Origin of the sequence: Ahrensia sp. R2A130 (genome assembly GCF_000179775.1) — a bacterium.
Lineage (GTDB): Bacteria > Pseudomonadota > Alphaproteobacteria > Rhizobiales > Rhizobiaceae > Pseudahrensia.
On sequence record NZ_AEEB01000021.1, the window covers coordinates 17,338 to 37,338 of the forward strand.

The 20,001-nt window shown below is 56.5% G+C and carries 29 protein-coding genes; all 29 read right to left on the minus strand.

The genetic code is table 11. The features are described 5' to 3' along the window. Positions 1-329 precede the first annotated feature (329 nt). Positions 330-698 (minus strand): hypothetical protein, encoded by a 369-nt coding sequence (locus tag R2A130_RS13140; protein ID WP_009464996.1) that lies wholly within the window; start codon positions 696-698, stop codon positions 330-332. Between the two features lie 2 nt (positions 699-700). Then, complete coding sequence (locus R2A130_RS13145) at positions 701-1,075, minus strand: phage tail tube protein (protein WP_009464997.1); 375 nt, start codon at positions 1,073-1,075, stop codon at positions 701-703. A gap of 18 nt (positions 1,076-1,093) precedes the next feature. Further along, positions 1,094-2,617: a phage tail sheath subtilisin-like domain-containing protein gene (locus R2A130_RS13150; RefSeq protein ID WP_009464998.1), complete on the minus strand. Its 1,524-nt coding sequence runs from the start codon at positions 2,615-2,617 to the stop codon at positions 1,094-1,096. Continuing rightward, positions 2,614-2,871: a hypothetical protein gene (locus R2A130_RS13155; RefSeq protein WP_009464999.1), complete on the minus strand. Its 258-nt coding sequence runs from the start codon at positions 2,869-2,871 to the stop codon at positions 2,614-2,616. The genes R2A130_RS13150 and R2A130_RS13155 overlap by 4 nt, the downstream gene beginning before the upstream one ends. Positions 2,872-2,884: 13 nt before the next feature. Further along, a complete protein-coding gene (locus tag R2A130_RS13160; RefSeq protein WP_009465000.1) occupies positions 2,885-3,430 on the minus strand; it encodes a hypothetical protein in 546 nt (181 codons plus the stop codon). Continuing rightward, a complete protein-coding gene (locus tag R2A130_RS17715) occupies positions 3,427-3,843 on the minus strand; it encodes a phage virion morphogenesis protein (protein ID WP_009465001.1) in 417 nt (138 codons plus the stop codon). Before R2A130_RS17715 ends, R2A130_RS13160 begins: the two co-directional genes overlap by 4 nt. After that, positions 3,840-4,271, minus strand: coding sequence for a gp436 family protein (locus R2A130_RS13170; RefSeq protein WP_009465002.1), 432 nt, complete (start codon positions 4,269-4,271; stop codon positions 3,840-3,842). The genes R2A130_RS17715 and R2A130_RS13170 overlap by 4 nt, the downstream gene beginning before the upstream one ends. Positions 4,272-4,310: 39 nt before the next feature. Then, positions 4,311-4,691 (minus strand): hypothetical protein, encoded by a 381-nt coding sequence (locus tag R2A130_RS13175; RefSeq protein ID WP_009465003.1) that lies wholly within the window; start codon positions 4,689-4,691, stop codon positions 4,311-4,313. Between the two features lie 64 nt (positions 4,692-4,755). Continuing rightward, positions 4,756-5,757: a hypothetical protein gene (locus R2A130_RS13180; protein ID WP_009465004.1), complete on the minus strand. Its 1,002-nt coding sequence runs from the start codon at positions 5,755-5,757 to the stop codon at positions 4,756-4,758. A gap of 51 nt (positions 5,758-5,808) precedes the next feature. Then, positions 5,809-6,633 carry a hypothetical protein gene (locus R2A130_RS17720; RefSeq protein WP_009465005.1) on the minus strand — a complete coding sequence of 275 codons (825 nt, stop codon included), beginning with the start codon at positions 6,631-6,633 and terminating at the stop codon, positions 5,809-5,811. A 131-nt stretch (positions 6,634-6,764) separates the two neighbouring features. Beyond that, a complete protein-coding gene (locus R2A130_RS18520) occupies positions 6,765-6,962 on the minus strand; it encodes a hypothetical protein (RefSeq protein ID WP_156798533.1) in 198 nt (65 codons plus the stop codon). A 59-nt stretch (positions 6,963-7,021) separates the two neighbouring features. Then, positions 7,022-8,008 carry a minor capsid protein gene (locus R2A130_RS13190; protein ID WP_009465007.1) on the minus strand — a complete coding sequence of 329 codons (987 nt, stop codon included), beginning with the start codon at positions 8,006-8,008 and terminating at the stop codon, positions 7,022-7,024. Positions 8,009-8,011: 3 nt separating this feature from the next. After that, positions 8,012-8,227, minus strand: coding sequence for a hypothetical protein (locus R2A130_RS13195; RefSeq protein WP_040306027.1), 216 nt, complete (start codon positions 8,225-8,227; stop codon positions 8,012-8,014). Further along, complete coding sequence (locus R2A130_RS13200) at positions 8,224-9,693, minus strand: DUF4055 domain-containing protein (RefSeq protein WP_009465009.1); 1,470 nt, start codon at positions 9,691-9,693, stop codon at positions 8,224-8,226. Before R2A130_RS13200 ends, R2A130_RS13195 begins: the two co-directional genes overlap by 4 nt. Before the next feature lie 15 nt (positions 9,694-9,708). Further along, a complete protein-coding gene (terL, locus tag R2A130_RS13205; protein WP_050786159.1) occupies positions 9,709-11,019 on the minus strand; it encodes a phage terminase large subunit in 1,311 nt (436 codons plus the stop codon). Positions 11,020-11,122: 103 nt separating this feature from the next. Continuing rightward, positions 11,123-11,590: a hypothetical protein gene (locus R2A130_RS13210; RefSeq protein ID WP_156798534.1), complete on the minus strand. Its 468-nt coding sequence runs from the start codon at positions 11,588-11,590 to the stop codon at positions 11,123-11,125. Between the two features lie 47 nt (positions 11,591-11,637). Then, positions 11,638-11,862 (minus strand): hypothetical protein, encoded by a 225-nt coding sequence (locus tag R2A130_RS13215; protein ID WP_040306059.1) that lies wholly within the window; start codon positions 11,860-11,862, stop codon positions 11,638-11,640. 98 nt (positions 11,863-11,960) lie between these two features. Next, complete coding sequence (locus tag R2A130_RS13220) at positions 11,961-12,620, minus strand: hypothetical protein (RefSeq protein ID WP_009465013.1); 660 nt, start codon at positions 12,618-12,620, stop codon at positions 11,961-11,963. Beyond that, the gene (locus R2A130_RS13225; protein WP_156798535.1) at positions 12,617-12,838 is read right to left on the minus strand and encodes a hypothetical protein; all 222 of its coding nucleotides are present in this window, start codon (positions 12,836-12,838) and stop codon (positions 12,617-12,619) included. Before R2A130_RS13225 ends, R2A130_RS13220 begins: the two co-directional genes overlap by 4 nt. Beyond that, positions 12,823-13,233 carry a hypothetical protein gene (locus R2A130_RS13230; protein WP_009465015.1) on the minus strand — a complete coding sequence of 137 codons (411 nt, stop codon included), beginning with the start codon at positions 13,231-13,233 and terminating at the stop codon, positions 12,823-12,825. The genes R2A130_RS13225 and R2A130_RS13230 overlap by 16 nt, the downstream gene beginning before the upstream one ends. Next, positions 13,233-14,099 carry a helix-turn-helix domain-containing protein gene (locus tag R2A130_RS13235; protein WP_009465016.1) on the minus strand — a complete coding sequence of 289 codons (867 nt, stop codon included), beginning with the start codon at positions 14,097-14,099 and terminating at the stop codon, positions 13,233-13,235. Before R2A130_RS13235 ends, R2A130_RS13230 begins: the two co-directional genes overlap by 1 nt. After that, entirely contained in the window at positions 14,096-14,467 is a 372-nt protein-coding gene (locus R2A130_RS13240) for a hypothetical protein (protein ID WP_040306034.1), read from the minus strand. Before R2A130_RS13240 ends, R2A130_RS13235 begins: the two co-directional genes overlap by 4 nt. Next, positions 14,464-14,862: a hypothetical protein gene (locus R2A130_RS13245; protein ID WP_040306035.1), complete on the minus strand. Its 399-nt coding sequence runs from the start codon at positions 14,860-14,862 to the stop codon at positions 14,464-14,466. Before R2A130_RS13245 ends, R2A130_RS13240 begins: the two co-directional genes overlap by 4 nt. Before the next feature lie 34 nt (positions 14,863-14,896). Next, positions 14,897-16,303, minus strand: a complete 1,407-nt coding sequence (locus tag R2A130_RS13250) for a DnaB-like helicase C-terminal domain-containing protein (RefSeq protein ID WP_009465018.1) — start codon at positions 16,301-16,303, stop codon at positions 14,897-14,899. Beyond that, a complete protein-coding gene (locus R2A130_RS17725) occupies positions 16,303-17,379 on the minus strand; it encodes a CHC2 zinc finger domain-containing protein (protein ID WP_009465019.1) in 1,077 nt (358 codons plus the stop codon). The genes R2A130_RS13250 and R2A130_RS17725 overlap by 1 nt, the downstream gene beginning before the upstream one ends. After that, positions 17,376-17,558, minus strand: coding sequence for a hypothetical protein (locus R2A130_RS13260; RefSeq protein ID WP_009465020.1), 183 nt, complete (start codon positions 17,556-17,558; stop codon positions 17,376-17,378). Before R2A130_RS13260 ends, R2A130_RS17725 begins: the two co-directional genes overlap by 4 nt. Further along, positions 17,555-18,721: a hypothetical protein gene (locus tag R2A130_RS13265; protein WP_040306036.1), complete on the minus strand. Its 1,167-nt coding sequence runs from the start codon at positions 18,719-18,721 to the stop codon at positions 17,555-17,557. Before R2A130_RS13265 ends, R2A130_RS13260 begins: the two co-directional genes overlap by 4 nt. After that, on the minus strand, positions 18,718-19,299 hold the full coding sequence (locus R2A130_RS13270) for an MT-A70 family methyltransferase (RefSeq protein ID WP_009465022.1): 582 nt from the start codon (positions 19,297-19,299) through the stop codon (positions 18,718-18,720). Before R2A130_RS13270 ends, R2A130_RS13265 begins: the two co-directional genes overlap by 4 nt. After that, a complete protein-coding gene (locus R2A130_RS13275; protein WP_009465023.1) occupies positions 19,296-19,994 on the minus strand; it encodes a hypothetical protein in 699 nt (232 codons plus the stop codon). The genes R2A130_RS13270 and R2A130_RS13275 overlap by 4 nt, the downstream gene beginning before the upstream one ends. Between the last annotated feature and the right edge of the window lie 7 nt (positions 19,995-20,001).

Consider the following 20,001-nt stretch of genomic DNA (forward strand, 5'->3'; position numbering starts at 1 on the left):
ATAAGACCAGATGACCGTGACGCTGACGCACCGACCCTGTTAATGTCATTGCGCGCTCGTGCCGTTCCACTTGATATGGTGCCGACGTTACGATTGATGGACGCCGTATTGCGTCGAACAGAACGCGCGTCACGAGACATCAGCCCCAAGCCGCTGCCACCCCCCCGCAAATCTTTGAGGGACTGGCCAACACGCCGGATTTGACGACTTGCATCGTCCTTAGCCTTCAGACGGAGCTGAACCTCCATAGAACTCATGTTATTTGATCCCGCCGTATTGCGTATCGAAAGCCTGCTCAGCCATCAATTCTTTTTCAATTTCGGAAGCCGTCAATTGGAGCGTCTCGGATCGGCTCCAGCCATATCTTCGGCAGAGAGCTCGAGCGGCGTTGTCGGCGTGACGCCATCTCCCTTGGAAAAAAAATCGAAGAGCGCTTTCTCTACAAGTTTCGCGTCTGGAACAGAGATAGCACCGATTTTAGCAAAACCCGGCTCGACAATGAGCTCACGCAAATAGTCATCGACCACTGCATGAAGCACTTGGAAGAATATGGTTCCGTCTTCCAACCGCATATGCGCGAAGGGATCGCCGTGCTGGGCATACAGCGCCCGCCACGGAGCTTTGATCTCTATCTCGTCAAATGTGGTGCCGCCCTCTTCGTAAAGGCGTGACAGCGGCACTGTGATCGTTTCAGCCATGCTTACAGCCCGTCACGAACACGGTAGGACGGCGATGCGAAGGTCAGGCCGGAAACCTCACCGTTTGCCCGGTCAATGGATGGCTCGCCTTCAAAGTGAGCGCCGGTCCACGAATGGACAACGCCGGTGTATTCTTCCGCCAGCGTGGCTTCCAGATTGACCTCACGAACAAGCCGGTTCCAATCGGTGCCGGGTGTATCTTTGAACGTCACTTCCGCTTTGAAGGGTTTCAGTTCGCCCACCTTGTCCACCGAACCATCCTGGTTGGTGACACTTTCAGATGTGAAGTTGCTGGGCATGTTGGTGAACGCGCCGCGCAGGGTCAGCTTGGAGCCGTCACCCATGCGAAAGTCCATTTCTCCGCCGAATTTATCCATCGGAATTTCCTTTCTGCCTTACGCCGCAGCGACGTTGGCTTCGTTGATCTGTGAGTAAAGACGGGCGTTCGACGCGATCACGTCGAGAGGATTGCTCCTATCCAACGGCGCGAAGACATCCACGCGATTGGGATTGTCCGCATTCCGGCGAACCACCAATCGCTTGGCGAACAGTTCGGGGTTTTCCATCAGCCCCTGCAAGCCGCATTTCTCATAGGCACGCACCAGCGTTCCAGCGATTGTGCGGGTGGTCGATACCTTGAGCAGCCCGCCGGGGTTGGCGTCTGCAATGACGTGCCTGCCATGTTCGATGGCGAACATCTGGCGAGCCAGCCGTAGGAAGTAGATCGTCGGGTAATACCACTGGATATCGCGGAAGGTCGTGTCCACCTGCCCCAGCGGGTCACGCTGGTATGTGGTGATCAGCTTATCGATGGCGACCTTGCCATCACCGGTCACGCTCCATGTGGAAATGCCCGACCGGTTCAACGTGTTGCGGGTTGGATAGGCCGGATGCAAAGCACGGGATCGGGGCGCGGTTATGCCCTGCATGACGATGCCGGTCTGGTTTGCTGCAGCCCCGGCGGTTACGCCATCGGATGCCTGCGTAATCACAGACGACATGGCAGCAGCAGCCCAAGCCCACGCCGGTTCTGCATTACCAGCAGCAGAAAAGCGCGGCACGATTGTTTCGTGACGGCTGTTGCGACCAAGGCCCGTGGTGGTGAGCGCTGAAATCGTGTCCGTCGCCACCGTCAGCACATGGCCGTAGGATTGGCGAGCGTAGGAAAACCGGCCTGACACGTCACCGAACGTCGCATCGTAGCGGGCAAGGTTTGCCGTATCGGAGAATGGCGAGGTCACGAAGTCGAACGGCTCGTCACCAAGTGCAGCAAGACCCGTGGAAAGGTCAGGCACACCGGTTGGCGTCACGCTGTTTGCTTTCGTAATAACGCCGGTGAAGGCGTTCTTGGTGTAGCGGGCAACAAGTTCAGGGATGTAGAAATCGTAATCGATGAAGATTTGACCGGCATGGCGTGCGGTGCATGTCACCACAGCGGCATTTGCAGCAGCAGTCACTTCCGGCGTTTCGCCTGTGATGTCGTTGTATGCCGCGTTGATCGCCACAGCGAGGTTCGCTGCCACATCGGCTGCGGTATCACCGGACACGATGTCAACCGAAACGGGAATACCGCCCACCAGCATGAAACCTTGTCCCGGCTGCGGATTGGCCACGGTGAGCGTCCACTCGCCAGCGGTTCCTGTTGCAGGAACGGCCATAATCCACGTTTCCTGCACAGGCGCGTTGCGGAAGGCCGTAGAACCCATGCGGTCCAGCATCGATCCGACACCGGCCATATTGCGAATTTCCTCACGAGACGTAACGACAATTGGTTCGTTCGTGGCAATGGCAGCGCCTGCGTTGGCATGGCCAATGATCAGATGACGGGCATTGCTTTCGAACTGGCCACCAGACGTGACCTCGAACGAAATGAGAGGCGCGACAAGGCCGCTGCCTGGAATGTTTTCGAAGCCGATCATTTTGTATCATCCTTTGCTTTGCGCGCCTTTGGGGCAGCGTCGGGCTTGTCATCTTCGGGTTTGGGGTTTTCGGTATCCGCGCCGTTGTCTTCCGGCTCGTCACCTTCGACGATGCAGCCCTGCAGGATCAGCGCAGCGATGAACGGGTCTTCCGGGTTCACCCGTTCCCCGCGTTCGCTCCACATCCGGTTGGTTCCGGGCAAAGGCAGTCGTTCGCCCGATTTTGCCAATCGGTAGCGTTTCAATTTCGACATGGTGTCGGCCTCGTCAGGTTTGGGGTGTTGTTAAATTCGCGTCGGCCTGTCCGTCAGTGTGGATGGCCATATCTGCGCCAGCGAGATCATCGCCGGTCGGTTCGGTGTCGGGTTTGTAGAGATTATCCGTCGCTTCCAGAAACACGGTCTGCGTGAATAGAACGCCCAGCATCGTGACGCCCTTCTTCACCAAGGAGTCGTCGCTGTATGGAACGATAGAAAGATCGGACTGCTGGATGGTTTCGGCTATGCCAAGGTCGTTGCTGGTGATGGCTGATGCCACCTTCATACCGGCGTTGTAGGCATTTTCCGCACGGTCATGGCCTTTTGCCAGTATCACCACAGCCATCTTCAACGATGCTTCAAACGAGAATTGTGTGGCCGGTGTCAGTCCGTCCGTGCCGACAAAGCAGATAATGGCTGCGGTCTGCCCTGCAATCGAATAGGTGTTGATGTCGGAAGGCGAGAACTTGGCGTCGTCGTGTATCTGCACAGACAGCCCGTCGATCGGTTTGATCGCTGCTTCTACCGCTTCCCTAAATTTCGGAATGGTGGTCATGCTGCAAGCCTCCGCACGACGCTTTCGAACACGCGGCGCACTTCCTGCTCGTCGGACGCTGATATGCCGATGAAGGGGCGAGCTGGCATTTTCTTGGTGCCGCCCTGCAAATAGCCTGCGTATGCGAGGTTCGTGCCTACTATGGCGATGTCACCACCCACGGTGCGTTGGATGGAGCCAGCCAAGCCGCCGGTGTCAACCAGAATGTTGTCGGTGCCTTTGCTGGCAACAGTGCTATCGGCCAATGGCGACCATTTGGACCCATCAGGTGCCGTCTTGGTGGCAACGATGCGTTTCACCGTCTGGTTCTCGACCGCAGCCGCTGCAGCGTTCAGGGCAGGTTCTTTCCAGCCCAGCACCGCAGACATGGATTTGATGGCAGCATCAAGACCGACCAGCTCAATCGTAATCATATGCGAGCGACCGTGCCAAAGGATGGCTGGGAAAGAATGCGCCCGTCCGGCGATGCGCCGCCACCTGAGCCGTTGGAAAGCGTTGCACTGGGGATCGTCGCGCGGCCCGTAGCCACGTCTTTCACCCACCGGATTGCGTCTTCGTAGCGCTGGCGAATGTCTTCGGTCAGGCTCATGGCGCTGTTGGCCAGTCGGTAGAACGCTATCTCCACGGTGGCATTTCGCAACGCAGGCGGCGTTGGTACCAGAAGGATCAACCCGTCGATGTCGTAGCGAACAGCCAGATAGCCATCCAACTCTGCGGATGCGTCTTCCAGCGCCCGTTCGATGGCGGCATTGTCCACGTCAGGGCCTTCGCGACGTGCGACAGCCTCCAATGCCGGATAACCGTGAAGCGTGATCAGATCATCGCGTGTAGCGTAAGCCATTATCGCGCCTCACGGTTGGTTTCGGGGCAGTCAGACAGCTTACTTGCCGCCCTTCTGCTGTTTGATCTTATCAGCCACAACCTTCGCCTCAGCGTCCGAAAGGTCTTCGGATGGCTTCGGTTCGGAGTTGGAATTGACCACGCCAATACCGCCGACTTGGGCTTGCTCGGCAGACTTGGCAAACTCGCCGTTGCTGTCAGAAAGCAGGTTCGTCATGCCGGAGAGATCGCGTTCGCCGGGCTTGCGGTTGTCTTCTGCGGCTTTGGATGAAGCGTTGGCCTCCTCCAAGGCTTTCTTGGCAGCGTCAGCGATAGCGCCTTTGCCGTCTGTCGCGGATGCGCGACCAGCCAAAAGCTGTGCCTTGGCGTCGTCACGACGCGCGATGGCGTCCATGGTGTCTGCGTTCAGTTTATCGGCCATGTTGACCTCCTGTGTCATGAAAATGGGGGCGGAAGCAGGAGCGCGAAGCCCCTGCCCCGTAGGATCAGCCGTTGGTGACGACAGCGACCATGCGCACGAACCGTGGGTCGAAGACGCGGGTCCAGTTGGCACCGTTCGCCAATTCGGCGTTGGTTGGTGCAGAACCAGCGATGGTGCCGTCGAACTTCACACCACGCGGGTGCATCACGAAGTGGCGACGATACCAGACGGTCTGAACACCTTCACCGTTACCGGCGGCAGGGGCGCTGTCGAACTCGACTGGCAGCACAGGGCCACCAGCACCGGTCGCCTCAGCGTAGCCGATACCGCCCGAACCGAAGAGGTAGGACGTGTATTTCAGGCCGGACGTGGAGCCCGCAACCTTCGGGCACTTGTCGGACATCACAATGCGACGACCGTTGTAAGTGGCGAACTGCAAGCCGGTCACAGGGTCCTGCTCGTAGACCAACGCTCGCTGGGCTTCGAGATTGTAGTAAACGCGGCTGTGGACCATCATCGCAGTCAGGTCGGAACCGTATTCACCCAACAGCGAGTAGGCGGAGGTCGCTACATCGATGTCGAATTTCACCGGTGCGCCGATACCGTCTTCGGTTGCCACGTCCAGCACGTTACCGGCCATCTGTGGGTCGGCGAAAACACCGGTCATGGTGGAGAGCAAAGCTTCCTGCTCACGACGATCCCAGTAATCGGCGATCATATCCGCAATCACGGACATCGGGTCAGTGGCGGTCAGTGCACCAACGAGGTTGGCGACCTGAATACCGTAGTTACGGCGCAGTTTGCGTCCCTGATCGGCACCCATGGTCAGCTTGCCGGGAACGGCAGACTGGGCGGGGTCGTCGGTGGACACGTTGTCAGCGCCATCGATATCGTTCCAGAACGGCATCTCGACGATATTGCCGGGGCCGTTGGCGAATGCCTGAATTTCAGCATCAGCCGAAGCCATGCCGGAATTGCGCAGCATGGATTTCTCCGCGATGCGCTGGCGGGTGTAGGGAAGGAAGACCGTATCGAACAATACGTCGGTCAGGCGGGTGGTAGCCATGTGTAGCTCCTATTGCTGTTATGACACCGCCCGACCGGACGTTGCCTTGGCTTACTCAGCGCCGAGAAATGGCGAGAGATCGAAGTTCGCGGCAGCAGCTTGTGCTTTTGCACGCGCGGGATTGTCTTTCAGGGCTTGGCCGATCAACGTCATGTTCGGACGCTGGCCGTCTTTCACCACGAAGGGATTTGGACCGCCGCCGCCTTTGGCCGGGTTGTTCCCTGTGCCGCCGCCGCCGGATTTCGGATCGGCCTTGAAGGCGAAACCGTAGGTTTCCTCGGCACGCAGCTTTTCAGCGAATGCCTTGGCCCCCATGGGCTTGCCGTCACTGCCGTAGACAGGCTCACCATCGTCTCCGATGGCCTGCACGATCTGCTTTCCGTCCTCTTCAACGATACGCAGGCGCTCCCGAAGGATCGGGCGCAGCGCTTCCGGTACGGCATTGGTGGCAGTGATGGCTTCGGAAACCTGTCGCCCCATCAGCTCGTCATTGAGACGGGTGGTGGCTTTCGACAGGCTTTCATCCTTGGCAGCCAGTTCACGGGCATGCTTCTCATTGACCTCTGCAAGGCGCTTGGCGACGATCTCGTCAGCGTTTGCGCCTTTGGTGGCCTGTTCTTCCAGTTCGGTAATGCGGGCCGTCACGGCGTCCACATTCTCAAAACCAGCCGCCTTCAATGCTCCATTGGTGGCTTTCGCCTCGTCGCGTTCCTTGCGGACAGCGGCAACCGTGCGGTTGAGGGTGGCACGATCATTGACCAGCCCAGCAATGGACGGGTCGAGCGTGAAGTCGCCCTCATCCCCTTCGCGGGAATAGAGCGCGTGAAATTGTTCCGGTACCTCAGCGAGGTCCGGGCGGGCGAGAAGCCAATCCATGATAATGTTCCGTTGGGTGTCCGGTGCATCACGCATCCGGGATGTGTGCAGGCATCACGCCGTGCGGTGTGCGAAGGCATCACGCCGTTCGCGACCAGCCCCCGCTATGGGGAGCCGATGGTGTCCGTTGCCTATTCAGGCACGGTGAAAAATGGTGTCAGACACTTGGCGCAGCAAAGTTTCTTGTCCTGCGGCACAAGTTCGCCGGTGTGGTCGTCGATAAACGGCGCGATATATGCCTCAATCAGCACAGAGCAGCCACAGGGGCGGCATGTGTGCATCGTGCGGGCAATCGGGCGTCCGGTAAGCTCTACGCCCTCGTAGGACACTGTTTCGGGCTTGGGCTCTACGTTGGATGAAACGACAGACAGGCGATGTGGCGGTTTACTCAGATCCCCGCCCTCTCAAATGCCTTGGCGTTGCGTTTCTTCAAATCGTCCAGCGTCAGTTGGTTACCGCTTCGGTCAACAAACCGATCAAGCTTCACTTCACCACGCTTCCACAGCTTACGCCGGGTTGGGCCGAGAATGTCGTTCTGCGTTTCCGCGCTCTGGCCTTCAAGCCATGAACCGTAATCCAGTTCCGGCGCTTCGTCCATTCCTTCGGCAAGGTTCAAAATACGCGACCTGCACCTGTAGTGCGCAGGTGGCACCGGACCTTTGCCGGTTTCGTATATCTTACCCGCCCGCGCACGACAAACCGGCGATGTGCGGCTGTCCAGCGTGGAAACCCACTGATAGCGGGGAAAAAGCGAGAGGTTCTGCTCCGCGTGTATCCTCGTGGCCTGCACGTTCAAATGCGTGACGCCGGTGCGAACCACCAGATCAGCCCCGCGCTTCGAAATCTCCACTGTGTTACGCAACCGCCGCTGGATAGCCTGCGATGGCTCACCCTGCATGTAGCCCGTGACTATTTGTGCCCGTGTTCTGTTGCGCCAGTTTGCCCCCAGCTCAGAGGCGTAGTCTTTCAGCAGCTTGCCCTCGAAAGGGTTGCGCGTTGCCGCTGCGATCAGTTGCGCTTCTGACACACCTGCCATATTGGCGCTTGCCTGCACCGAACCGGCACCCAAACGATTGACGAATGCAGCCTCATCGCTTGCAGCCGTCACGATTCCCGTCACAATCACATCGGTCAGCGCTGCGTTGGCAGAAACCTGCAACGTGTTGATTTGCTCAAGCACCCCGCGCAATCGCAGGCTGTCGGCAGATCGAAGATTGTCCTGATCGGGATATGACCCGTTCAGCCGTGCCTCGATATCGGTCTGCGTGGTTTCCAGTATGGATACGACTTCGCGCACCACAGTCTTGCCGTAGCGCTCCAGGTCGATGCCATGCAGAACGATAAGGCCGTAGGCTTCCTCAGCTGTGAGAGGCACGGTTCAATCGCCCGCGTCTAACAGTGCAGCCTTGCATTTCTCCATGAGCCACAGAACTTCACCACCATCGGCAATCGATGATGCGAAATACAGTACGCCATCATCATCGAACCCCATGACCACGACACCATCAGAGCAAGTGCCCTTGGCATTTTCCAGAACGCGGTCAGTGGGTATATCAAGCGATGTCACATTGCCCAGCGGGATCACATTGCTCACAGCGCCTCACCACCAGCCAGCAGCCCTCTATCCTGCAGGGTCTTGATTTCCCGCGCCTTGTCGAATTGCGGCCCCAGCTTCCCACGGCGCATCATCTCGTCGAAATAGGTTTCCAGCGTGATGTAGCCGAGCGATACGGCGCTCAAAATGTCCTGCGGATCGCTGTCGAACAGCATTTCCGTGGCGAAGTCGGTGTTGACGTAGACCTCGACAGCGCTGTCATTGCGGCCTTCCCACATTTCAAACAGAACGAACATCTGTTCCAAGGCGTCCTTGAGACGGATGGCCCACGATTGCAGCACTGAATGGGCGCGGCTTGCGTTCACCGCCGAAGTGGTGGCAGCCATGTTCTGCATGCCCTTCGACGGCATGGAAGGTTGCAGCGCCATTGTTCGGATCGTCTGTTCAATAGTGGCCAAATAATCTAGCGCCTTGTCTACGATGGTGCCTGTCGGCTCCACATAGGACCATTTTCCTGCCTTGGCGTCACCGGCGGCTGCGCCCGTAAACAGCACAGCACGCGGCCCAACAGGAACGGCGGCAGGTATCTTGCCCCCATCGGGACCATCAGCCGTCGGCGCGTCCATCCCCTCACCCTGAAGCATCGGGAAACCGGCCATTTCGAAGATCGAAGTAATGCGACCGCCGTGCTGGTAGTGCTCCACTTGCGCGTGCGCCACGTCCAGCATGGTCGGGCGGGCAGCATAACGCCCTTTATCGGAACGCCCTAGAATGAACGGCAGGATTGGAACCTGCGGAATTGTCAAAACAGCCGATAGATCGGTGTTTTCCGACCATTCCTTGCCGTCGCTCTCATACACCGTCAGCGTAACCGTGCCGTCCTCCTGTCGCTCCATATGGCGAACACGGGGCACGACAGTTTCATCAAAACCGTCCTGCACGATTTCATCATCACGCCAGCGGGCAGATGTTATCCGCCTCACGCCACCAATGCTTTCATCATGCACGGCCAGCATCGCATCTATCGGGATCAACCGGGCGAAGGGCCGTGCTCCAGTAGCCCGCTGGTCGGCGACGGTTGTCACCGTCTCGCCTGCCTGCGGATAATCCACCAGAATAAATACGCCGCCCAGATGGACAGCTTCGTCAAACGCGCTCTCCGCAAACACGTGCAAATTGTTGCCGGCCAGATCGACATCTTCCGCCCACGCTTTCGCATCGGCGGATAGATCGACCTCGCCTTCCTGCTGGCCTTGCAGCGTGACCTCTTTGGAGAACGGCTTGCCAACTATAGCGCGGCAGGCATCCTCGTAATGCGCGGTGAACGGCGTTTGCGACACCCGAACCTTGTAGGCGGCATCGCTCTCATCGATGAATTTCGGCAGGTAAAGTTCACCCGCTGACCGCATGCCTGTTGTTCCCGACCGCACATCGCGGATCAACTGCCAATCAGGCAGCATTTCCAGCGTGGAAAGGGACGGCGTGTCAGGTTTGGCTTCTGCCATTTGAAGCCTCCTGGCCTATCCGTATCCGTATCTGCCAAAGCTTGGGCCGGATGAAACCGGAGCCAGCAATTCGTTGAAGGCCCGCGTTGCCGCGTCCACCTGATCCTTGAACGTCCCGTTGGGGAAGTTGCACATCTCGTCCAGAAACTCTTCGTTCCATTGGCCTTCGATCAGCATTACGTTTCCGGCTTCGGCCTGTGCCGATAGCGGCTCCGCACGCGCTTCCTTCTTCGGCCCCTCTGGTGAGGTTCTGACATTGAACCCAGCCAACTGCCGGACGTAATATTGCGCCTGCATCTTCCCTGCTTGACCGGGGTCTTGCGGGATTGAAATGCGAACATCCGTTCCATCTTGGGTTGCCGTGCCGGTAATCAGCATTTCAGCACCGTTGGCCGATAGCTGACCTCTGGTGCTGTCTGCGATGTAAAACCGCCCGTCTGGTGCCCGACCAATCTTCACACCAGCCGTGTATGCGCTTTTCTCGCCGGTCGATGCGGCCAAGTCCCACCCACGTATCCACACGGTGCCAGCAGGCGCAGCGCGGACGATCTTGAACCATTCCCGCTTGAACATCCCACCATCACGCGGTGCCGGACGCTGCTGGAACTGACCAGCAACCGAATATGAGCCCATTGTGGACTTGTCCCGCTCCACCACCTCGCATGGGAAGCGTTCTGGAAACAGCAGTTCCCCATTTTCAGTGCGCGGGTCTGTAAAGCCGATTGATGTAGTGCAGCGTCTTTCAGGCTCGAATTCCATCGGGAGCATCAGGTGCTCGTAACCGAAGTCTTTCGCCAAGATCATGCCGGACACATCGTTCTCGTGCAGTCTCTGCATAATCACGACGATGGCTGATGTTTCGGGATCGTTCAGTCGAGTGGTGACACTCTCACGAAAGGTGCTGTTCACACTGGCGCGAACCGTATCAGACCCTGCATCATCCACTGACAAAGGGTCATCCACGATCACCCGGTGCCCACGCGAGCCGGTCAGGCTGGTGAAAGGCATGGCCTCGCGAAAGCCCGTGGCTGTGTTTTCGAACTTGGTCTTGGCCCGCTGATCACCGGTGAGGCGAACATTCCAGCGTTCCGAGTACCATTCGCTTTCAATCAGACGCTTACATTTCAGGTTGTCACGAACAGCCAACGGGCCAGAATGTGACGTTCCCAAAAACCGGTGGTGAGCAAGACCTTGTGGACCCCACTCCCATGCTGGCCAGAAAACCCCGTGCAACAATGACTTCGACATGCCGGGCGGCACGTTGGTCAGCAGGCGCAGAATTTCACCTCGCGTGACCGCTTCGAGATGCTCGCAGATGGCGTCCATGGCCCATCCCCATTTCAAGGGCGTTCCCGGCTCCACCACATGCCATGCAGCTTTTACGAATGAGGCGAGTGAAGCGCCGTCGTTCTGGACGGCATCATCGAACTCAGCTTGCCTCTGTCTCCTCTGCTTCTCCGCTTGGATGGCCGAGCGAAAGGCCGATTGTGTCAGCGGCACGTTCAAGGGCGGACAACTCCTCGTCGGGTAAGTCTTGAAGCTTGGCTGGATCGAAGAACGCCAACTGCACTGGCCCACCGTCTTTGCCTGTTACGGCTTGAGCGGGTTTCCCATCGGTTCGGTCGGCAACAAATTGAATGGCCTGCATATCGCCACCAATGGCCTTCTCAATCGCCACGTCAGCAATTTCTCGAAGTTTGGTTAGGTCACCATTCTCATCCTTTAGCTGAGCCATCAGCATGTCTTTGAAAGGATTGTTGCGTGTCCCCTTTGGTCTTCCCGGTCCTGCTTGCATGAAAACGTTTTTTAAATCCCAAGCTGTTGATAAGAAAACGCAATAAATTCGGTTCACGTTATCAAAAAATGGTACTTTTCGGCCTATCGGGCGGTTACTCACCCATGGGAAAGTCTCATTAATTGATATTTTGCGGATGGTTTTGAGGGTCAGCCCTCGTATTCACCGTTCAGCAGGTTGCTCTTGAACTTCTCGATCAGCCAGAGAATGTCTCCACCGTCTGCCAAGGCAGAAGAACTGCGAACATCCATCTCGCCGTCTTTATCCCAACCAATGACGAACACGTCCTGATACTGGCCTATGGCCTGTTCGAGCACGTTGTCTGGGTTGTCGGATGCGTTGGCTGGATAGAGCTTTTCTACGTTGTCAGCCAATGCACGATCCTCTTGATTTGAATTTTCCCCGCAACGGTGGCATATGGCGATTGCAACATCATCCATTGCCATGAAGCCTACGGCCCCTTGCGGTAGGTTCACCGGCCTTCGGCTACGGCTTCCCTATCTTTTTCCCGCATATGCTCATCTCGGCGCTGTCTCGCTTCTGCGATCAGGGCTTCACGGCTTGCGGTCTTTTCTTCGGTTGTTCTGGTGTCACCGGTGAGTGCGCTCTCGTAGAGATTATATGTTCGCTCAACCTGTGCCGATGATGACGTTTTAGCACCGGAATGCTGGGTGATTGCAACCGCTGATTTAGACGGCAGCAAACCTACAACCGTTGACTGCTGGGCAAGTGTTTGGAATGTAGCTTGCAAGACGCGGTTATAATTCCCGTGATTTGTCCCTGTTGAACGGCAATATCCTGCTACTGAGCGGCCTTTCTTGGTCCTCAAGTCGCCATGCATGTAGATTGCTTTGCGATCGCGCTCGGATGGGAGTGAGTTCACTAGGTCGATGAAGCGCTCCATATCGGCAATGTCTTGAGGTGATGGCGGGGGTCTGCGGACCTTGGGGGTGGTGTCTGCCGAATAGCCGGACCAGCCCACTTTCATTCCACGCCATACGAAATGGTCATCAGGAAAGGCAGGCCATGCGGTTGATGGTTGTGCCGGTCCCTTGGGTTTTGGCATCCGTTCAGCTGTTTTGGCCGATTGGAGGCACCATTCGCGCATTGTTTCCCATGTCGGTGTCGTCATGCTGGAATTCCTATTTTCTGAACATAGTTCCGTTTGGCCTTAACTTTAGAATGGCGCACAATCTTTGCGGCCCTTCTCGTCAAAGCGGCAATCCGCTCGCGGGATGCCAGCGTTGTCCCAATTTCACCTTTCCCAACCATGCCTGCTATCTGCTCCAGTTCTTTTGCCAATTGCGCTCTGGAAATTTGTGACACCGGGCCAATCATGCGACCATCCATTCCTGTTGGTTCTGTAAAAGTTGGGTGAGCCTGTCGGCCATGCGCAGTGGTTGTTCCGGATAGGAGCACGCCCTGACCTGCTCTCGTAGGCTGCTTAGGTAGATCGTGGACATGAGGCCTTTGATGACCTGCGTGTCCCGCTCGTCATATCCGCCGTCTAAGAGCCAAAGAGAGATTGCGCGTATGGTTACGCCATAAAGCTGCGTTTCGTTCTGTGTGGCGCTTATAATGGACGTGAGGACGAAAACGATGTGGTCCTCTCCATGTAAACCGGCAATCGTCTTGATGGTGCCTCTGGAATAGGTCTGTTTTGGATCAAGCGAAGATGGATGGTTGGCCTTCTTCGGCATGATCGTGATGCCGCATGTCTCGGCTATGCGACGTAGATCAGCCATCAGTACGCCTGATCGGAAGGTTTCATGCCATCGGGAAGCGGCTTGCCGGAATAGCTGCAATAGCGCCGCATTAACTCGACGCAGTAGCTTGCACTCGTGATGCATGTGTGTCGGTCAATCCATTTGCTGGAAGCACCGAACTCTATTCGAGCGCGATAGACCATTTCGCCACGTAGAATTGCCCGCTCTGCGCGTGTTGCGCTTTCACCGATGCAGAAGATAGCGGCCTTGGTGAAGATCGACTTCGCGGCAACTTCGTTGATGATGGCTTCGACGCCGACCAACGCCTTAGCATGATTGAACTGCACAGTTGCTTTTGCATCCGTTTTGGCTCTTGCTCCGGCAATTCGCGCCTTCATCTTGGCTGTAACGGCACCGGATAGAACAGGAAGGTCATTCAACATGGCGTGTTTACGAATGCCATGAAGCACGCTTGTGTGGTCCCGTCCCACCCATCTGCCTATTTGCGGCTGGCTGGCCCCTAGCTCATCTGTGGCGCGGTAATAAAATTCCTGTCTGGCCCTCGCGATTTCGACAAATCTGCGGGGGCCAAGCATGTCATCAACCGTCAGTTCATGCTTATCAGCAACCTTCGCTAAAAGACGTTGCCATCTCAGCCCCGACGCAAAGTTCCGGTTGGATGCTTCTTTTTGGCGTTGGATTTCACGCTGGGCCTGCTTCGCCGCCAGTTCCCTACGTTGGGTTTCTTGCTGTTCCTTCATTCGCTTAAGCCGGAGTTGTCTGGCAACCTGTTCAGCTAGACGGTCGCTGTGACGGCGCTTGATATAATCGAGACCATACCCTGCCGGAATAGCGTTGAAGCCTTCCTTCGGATGGATGCTCTTTGTCGCTACTGCTGTGCTCATCTGGTGGTTTCCTTCCGTCTTTTACGAACAACCGGAACAGATTTGCCCGGCTTGTGATAAACGCGCTCTGCATCTTCGGTGCTGAATACGCGGCTTAATTCTTGGAGTGGGCTGGGGCGCTTGAGGCCGAGACCGTCGATGGCGTCACGATGCGAAACGATGTCCTGCTGGACCTTCATCAAGAGCACATCCATTGCCCCACGAAGCGCTCTGGCCTCGCTTGGGAATAGAACGTCCACACCGCCCTTACGGACCGGCTCCATGTCGTCTGTTGCCATTCCACCTATGTAGGCGTGCCAGCCACCAGAACGGGGTGTTACGGCGTAGCGGTAGCGGCGGTCGTGTTGCTGATCTTGATTGGTATTCATGCCAGACAGAACCAGGCTGAGATTTTCTGCTCGCCATTGGTGCACCCCATGCTTGCAGCATGAGAAACCGCCGTTTCGCGAGTGAACGGCAAATGATCCGGGGCTAGAAAATACTTAAAATTTTCCAGAAATTCATCGACGGTCGGCGGGCATTTTTCACAACTGATCTCAGCACTTAACATCCCCACAGGGTGCGGGTAATAAGCATCCCCAGACACGATAAATCTATCGCAATTACTGCAGTATTCGTGGGGTATATCCCGCAGTCGTTGTTCCCATTTCTCTTCATCCGGAACGAATGACAACCGTGCATCTTCAAAGACGGATGACATAGCCCAATAGTATTCCGCCAACCGAGCTGCAGGTTTGCGAGCGTCTATTCCATTGTCATTCATTGGATTTCCTTTCTTGTATGCTGCTGTGGAGCGCTCAAAACATGTGCTCCTGATCAGCAGTGGTGGCCTCGGAGACGTATCGAGTGAACGGAGCATCGAACGTGAGGCTTGAACGCCTGCTTTCCTGCCCAAACCGGTTCTTGATCACACCAAGTTCGGCCTTCCCCTTTACAGCTTCGGCGCTGCCAAAAATGCGGGTTAGTTTCTCTTCATCGTTAGCTGCCGATGATATGGATGAACGCTCGTTGCGGTACTTCTCGCGGCGATACAGATAGATGATGCAATCGAAATCAGCTTTGGCACCTTCGCCACCAAACAGGTCTTGCGAGATCGGCCGCGGATTATCCCGTCGCATCCCGAAACCGTTGCGTTGCTGCAGAACTAGCCCGGCCGCGTTGTTGGTCCGCATGAAGGCTTTCAACTCGCGGGCGATCTCCCCTGCCCTTGAACCGGCGTCCTGATCCTTCTTGCTGTCTGTTTGGATTTTGCCGATGTGGTCGAAGGCGAACAACGTGGGCTTAGACACCCCATAGCGCCGCTGAAATGCCCCACACATGCGAACCAGTTGGCCTACCGTCTCTCTGCCGCACTGGACCACATGGAAACGGCTGGCGCTGTACCAATCGGTAAACTCTTTAACCTGATCCCATTCCTTTATTCCAAGATCACCGGCCTCTTGGCGGATGGTGGTGATGCCGTATTTCTGCGCGATCATCTGATGCACGCATTCTTTCTCGGATTGGTCGTAGCTGAACAGACAGACCGGATGCCCTGCCTCCGCAGCAGCCAACAGGATTTGCATGGTGAGCGAGGTTTTCCCCTCACCCGATGATGAAAGCAGCCCGTTCAACCGACCAGCAGGAACGGATTTGACCGACATCACATCTTCCATTTCCTTCAACGGAAGCGGAATGCCTTCTTTCACACCCTCCTGATGGGCCTTCGCCATGGCGTCGAAGATTGCAGCGCCTGGATTATCCGACCGTGCGATAGGTGACGCCCCACCAACAGCCATGATCTCATCCAACTGGCCCTGCATGGCCCCAATTATCTCATCGGCTGGCTTGGCCTTGGCGCGTAGCTCTTTCCCGCTTTCCTCAACCGCTTTCACCAGTTCACGGCGTTGATATGCGTCGATCATCTGTTTCGCGTATTGAGCTAATGGAGGCGCATCTGCTTGCGATGAAGCTGCATGAATGCTGGCAGACACAACCGCTTCAGCTTTCTCGCCGTCATAGTCATCTGTCGCCTGGAACAGGACAGCAGCTTTGGTCACTTCCATGCCACGATAGGCAAGGTCACAAATGCAGCCGTAGAGATCACCGAACACATGGCTGGTGAACATGCGGGGCAGAAGGCGATCTTGTACGGTGTCAAGCTGTGACGGTTTCAGCAGGATGGCACCGACTATCAGGCGTTCGATTTCGGGGTGCGAAGCCATTATGCTACGTCCTTTGTTGTCATCCAGATCGACGCCCAATCGCTTCCTTCAGGCGGCAGATGCACCTTCGCCAACAGACCGGCTGCTAGTGCTTTGTCCCGCAATGAATTGGCTGCGACCTCACCGGGTGCTCCAACGATCTTGTCTTGATTGGGGTGGAAGCGGTGTGGATCACCATCGGCCCAAATTTCTACGCCTTGTAGCTTTGCCGGTGCTTCAACTTCTGGGAAAACCAGTCCCGTCATGCCGGAAGTGGAGAGCGTTGCGCCCCATCCCCAATCCCCATCAGGATCGGTTATCCGCATGGCAGCGATTGTGCTTTCGAGACCTTCCCCAACGTTGAGGACAGAACCGGGCTTGGACAGGCGAACCATTCCACCAGATGCAGGGCCGAGACCCATCTTGATTTTGCGACCATCGTCACCGGTAAGAGCGCTGCCTGAACCGTTGAGAAATATTCTCCAGATAGCGATAGGCTTCCGGTCCGCAGCCTGCACGAGAGCAATCAAAGCCGGTGCCTTGCTGTTTATCGGAGCGCACCATGTGGCCGGATGATACCGCAGCGTTGGCATATCGCGGTCAAAGCCTAGCCCACGGCCTCGCAGGTATGCGGAGGCTTCGGTTTGCGCCAGTTTGAGCGCCTCACCCCAAACACCCATAGCGTTCGCTGTAGAGGCTTGTTGCTCTTGCTGGTGTGTTTGGGCGGCTTCGGCCTGTTTGGCCTCCTGTGCGGCTTTCTGCTTGGCCCACGCACGTTTTTCGTCGTCTGTTAGCTCGCGGTCAGGGTCTGCGCCCAATTCCTTTGCAGCATCCATGAACGATAAGCCCAAATGCTCTTGCAGGAACGTGATCGCATCGCCCTTCGCGCCGCACGAAAAGCAGTGAAAGAAGTTTTTGCCCTGATCAACTACGTGAAGTGATGGGCTTTTCTCACCGTGAAATACGCAATTTGCCCAAAAATCACCCTTCGCAGGTTGAGACTTCTTTGGGCAGAAATTGACATGCCTGCCGATGATTTCGGAGATCGGCGTGTCAGCTTTCAGGCGGGCGAGTTCGTGGGCGTCTATGCGGCTCACTTACCTTGCTCCCGCGCATAGCGCCAAAGCAACACACGCGCCTCGTCAGCAGCACGAACAGTTTCCGTAGATGTAAGTCCGCCATTTCCGCCTTTTCCCATCACGCCGTTTACGTCGAAAGAAACGCAGTCAATCAGCTTTTGTAGGGCTTTAGCCATGTCGTCTGGTGATGCGCTCATCGTGAAACCTCGAATGAAATTGCGTTGGGTTTGCCTTCCGGCAGCGTGGCAGTGACGCCTTTGGTGCCATCGCTTCCGTCCAGCATCATTGCCGATGCGCGAAGCGATGCGTCCGTAGTTCTCATGGCAGTGCAGATAGCCAGAACGTCGAAAGAGAATGTGCTTTTGCCGGTGCGCTCGTGGTATTTGATGACGCGTTCGCGAAGCTGCGCCATCACTGCCGGATTGCCGTTCGCTGCTGACACAACGATTGCGCTTTCCTTCATCAGCGATGCTGACTTCTCGCGTTCCTTGCGGGGTTTGATGGGCGCGGGTGCTGTGGGCTGTTCCGATCTTACAGGCTGCTGCACTGGCTTTGACGGGTTCGCCTTCGCCTTCATTTCGGCGTTCAGCTTGTCAAAATCCGGCTCTGGCAGATCGGGGTTTGTCGTGAACCAGTTGCCGCGTGATAGGCCGGACATTGAACGCGCCTTGCGGATGCTGTTCGCCCGCTCTGCCGTTGATATGATTTCGGCAAGGTGCGGTTGCAATACGTCCAGCTTCGCGCACAACTCGCCATAGGTTTTCTTCACCCACTTGTCTGCGCCGCCCCATTCATCAACGGCGTCTGCAATCTGTTTCGTGCGATCACCGTAACCGTGGACAGGCTCGCGTTCTTTGCGCTCCGGCGTGCTTATATGGGTGGTGCTCTTAACGACCTTTTCAGGCTCGGAAGCCATTTTCGTTATGGGTTTTGAGGTGGTGACGTCCAGTACGGGCTTGGTGGCCATTGGGGTGGCCGGTTTTGGCTCAATTTCCTGTTCGGAAGCCTTGTCTTCTATGGGCTTTTGGGGTGCCGGTTGCTGGCCATCAGCCTCGTCGTACGCCTCGTGGAGATTTGGTGTCCATTTGGCCGGACGTGCAACCGTCGGCGCAGCGGCTTTCGTGCAGGCTTTTTCGTACAGATGCTCTGGCAACTTGGCCGCGTCTTCTTCGCGCTGCCCCGTGTAAGCAAAGTCTTTAATGTACTTCCAACGATAGGCGCATTCCTCAAGTTCGACCAAAGCGTTCGCCAAGATCAAAACTTTCTCACGCATCTCACCGTAGTCGCCCGTTTCCATAGCCAATGCAGCCATAGCCTCGCGCAGGTGTTCTTCCGAAGATGGCTGTTCACGCTTGCTCAAGCTGCCACCTCATCAAATTTTGCGGATTGGTCGCCCCACGTTTGCCAACCATCACGGCTCTGCCTGCTGAATAGTTCCAGCCTGCGGGCGTTTGGCATAAGCGATTCCGCCACGGAAAATGCCTCGTCTGGTTTACGGCTGTGCTCTCGCACTGGCGCTTCGATAACAGAACGGGTGCTGCGGGTTGTTTTCGGTTCGCCGCGTGTCCCGATCAGGATCGGCTCGCTTGCGCTGCGGAAGATGTAGCCGGTCCCGAAAGCCGTCTTTCCGTGAACGGTTTTCTTGTGCCAGACGCCGCTGGTTTTGAAAGTGAAGCCCCATGCCGCCATAACGTCCAATGCCTGCGGTATCATCGGGTTTGTAGCCCAAAGCCAAAGCAGGCAGTTCTCGGATGCGAGATCCATCACCGGCAAAGCGGAGATGTCCGCCAAAGACATGCACTGGTAGTGGGCTTTTGCGTTCTTGCCTTCGCCAGCCTCAGAGAAGTTCTCGAAAGCCCATGGCGGATCGGCCACGATAAGATCAAAAGACTGCGGGGACAGTTCGCCGAACGGCCAATCGAAGAGAGGCCCGCTCACGCTGCCATCCTCTGCGTTTCCATCATGCGGAAGGCTTGGGTTTTGGAAGCTGCGACGGCTATGCAGACAGCATCAGCTTCGTCATCGTTCTTGATTTCGACATTCTCGTCGCGGCAAAAATCTTTAGCGCGGCGCTTCCACTCTTGCCGCCACCACGCGCTCCATGCATCCTTTGTCTTTTTGTCGTTGCCAGACATCTGGTCCAACTTCGGAACGCCAATGGATGCGTTATCAATATCCACATTCATTCCACGAGCCGCCTTGTGGATCATCTTGATTTGAATATCATTTAGACGTTTGCGACCTGCCTCAGAGCCCAACAAACGCTCGTACAAGTACCGGCGGCTACTGCTTTCGAACAATGCCACCCGCCACGACTGTGGGGCTAGAACAGCGTCATTCACGCCAAACATGGGGCATTGACCCATAAGTGAACCAAATATCTGGTTGGCGATAATGAGGCTATTAACACCGCCTAAATTTTGAAGGATCGGTTGTTCGATGCACATGAAGTCTGGCTTCCCGTGCTTCCTGAAGAGCCGATACATGTTTTTAGAAATCGACTTGGGTAGATCGCCAAGCAGCCCGCCCTCTATCTTCAACGTCTCTACGCGAATAGCCGAACGGGGCTTGTCCGTGTCGAAGATGGCAACGCCAGTCGATTTGCTGGGGTCAACGCCGTAGATCAATGCCATCGCCCTG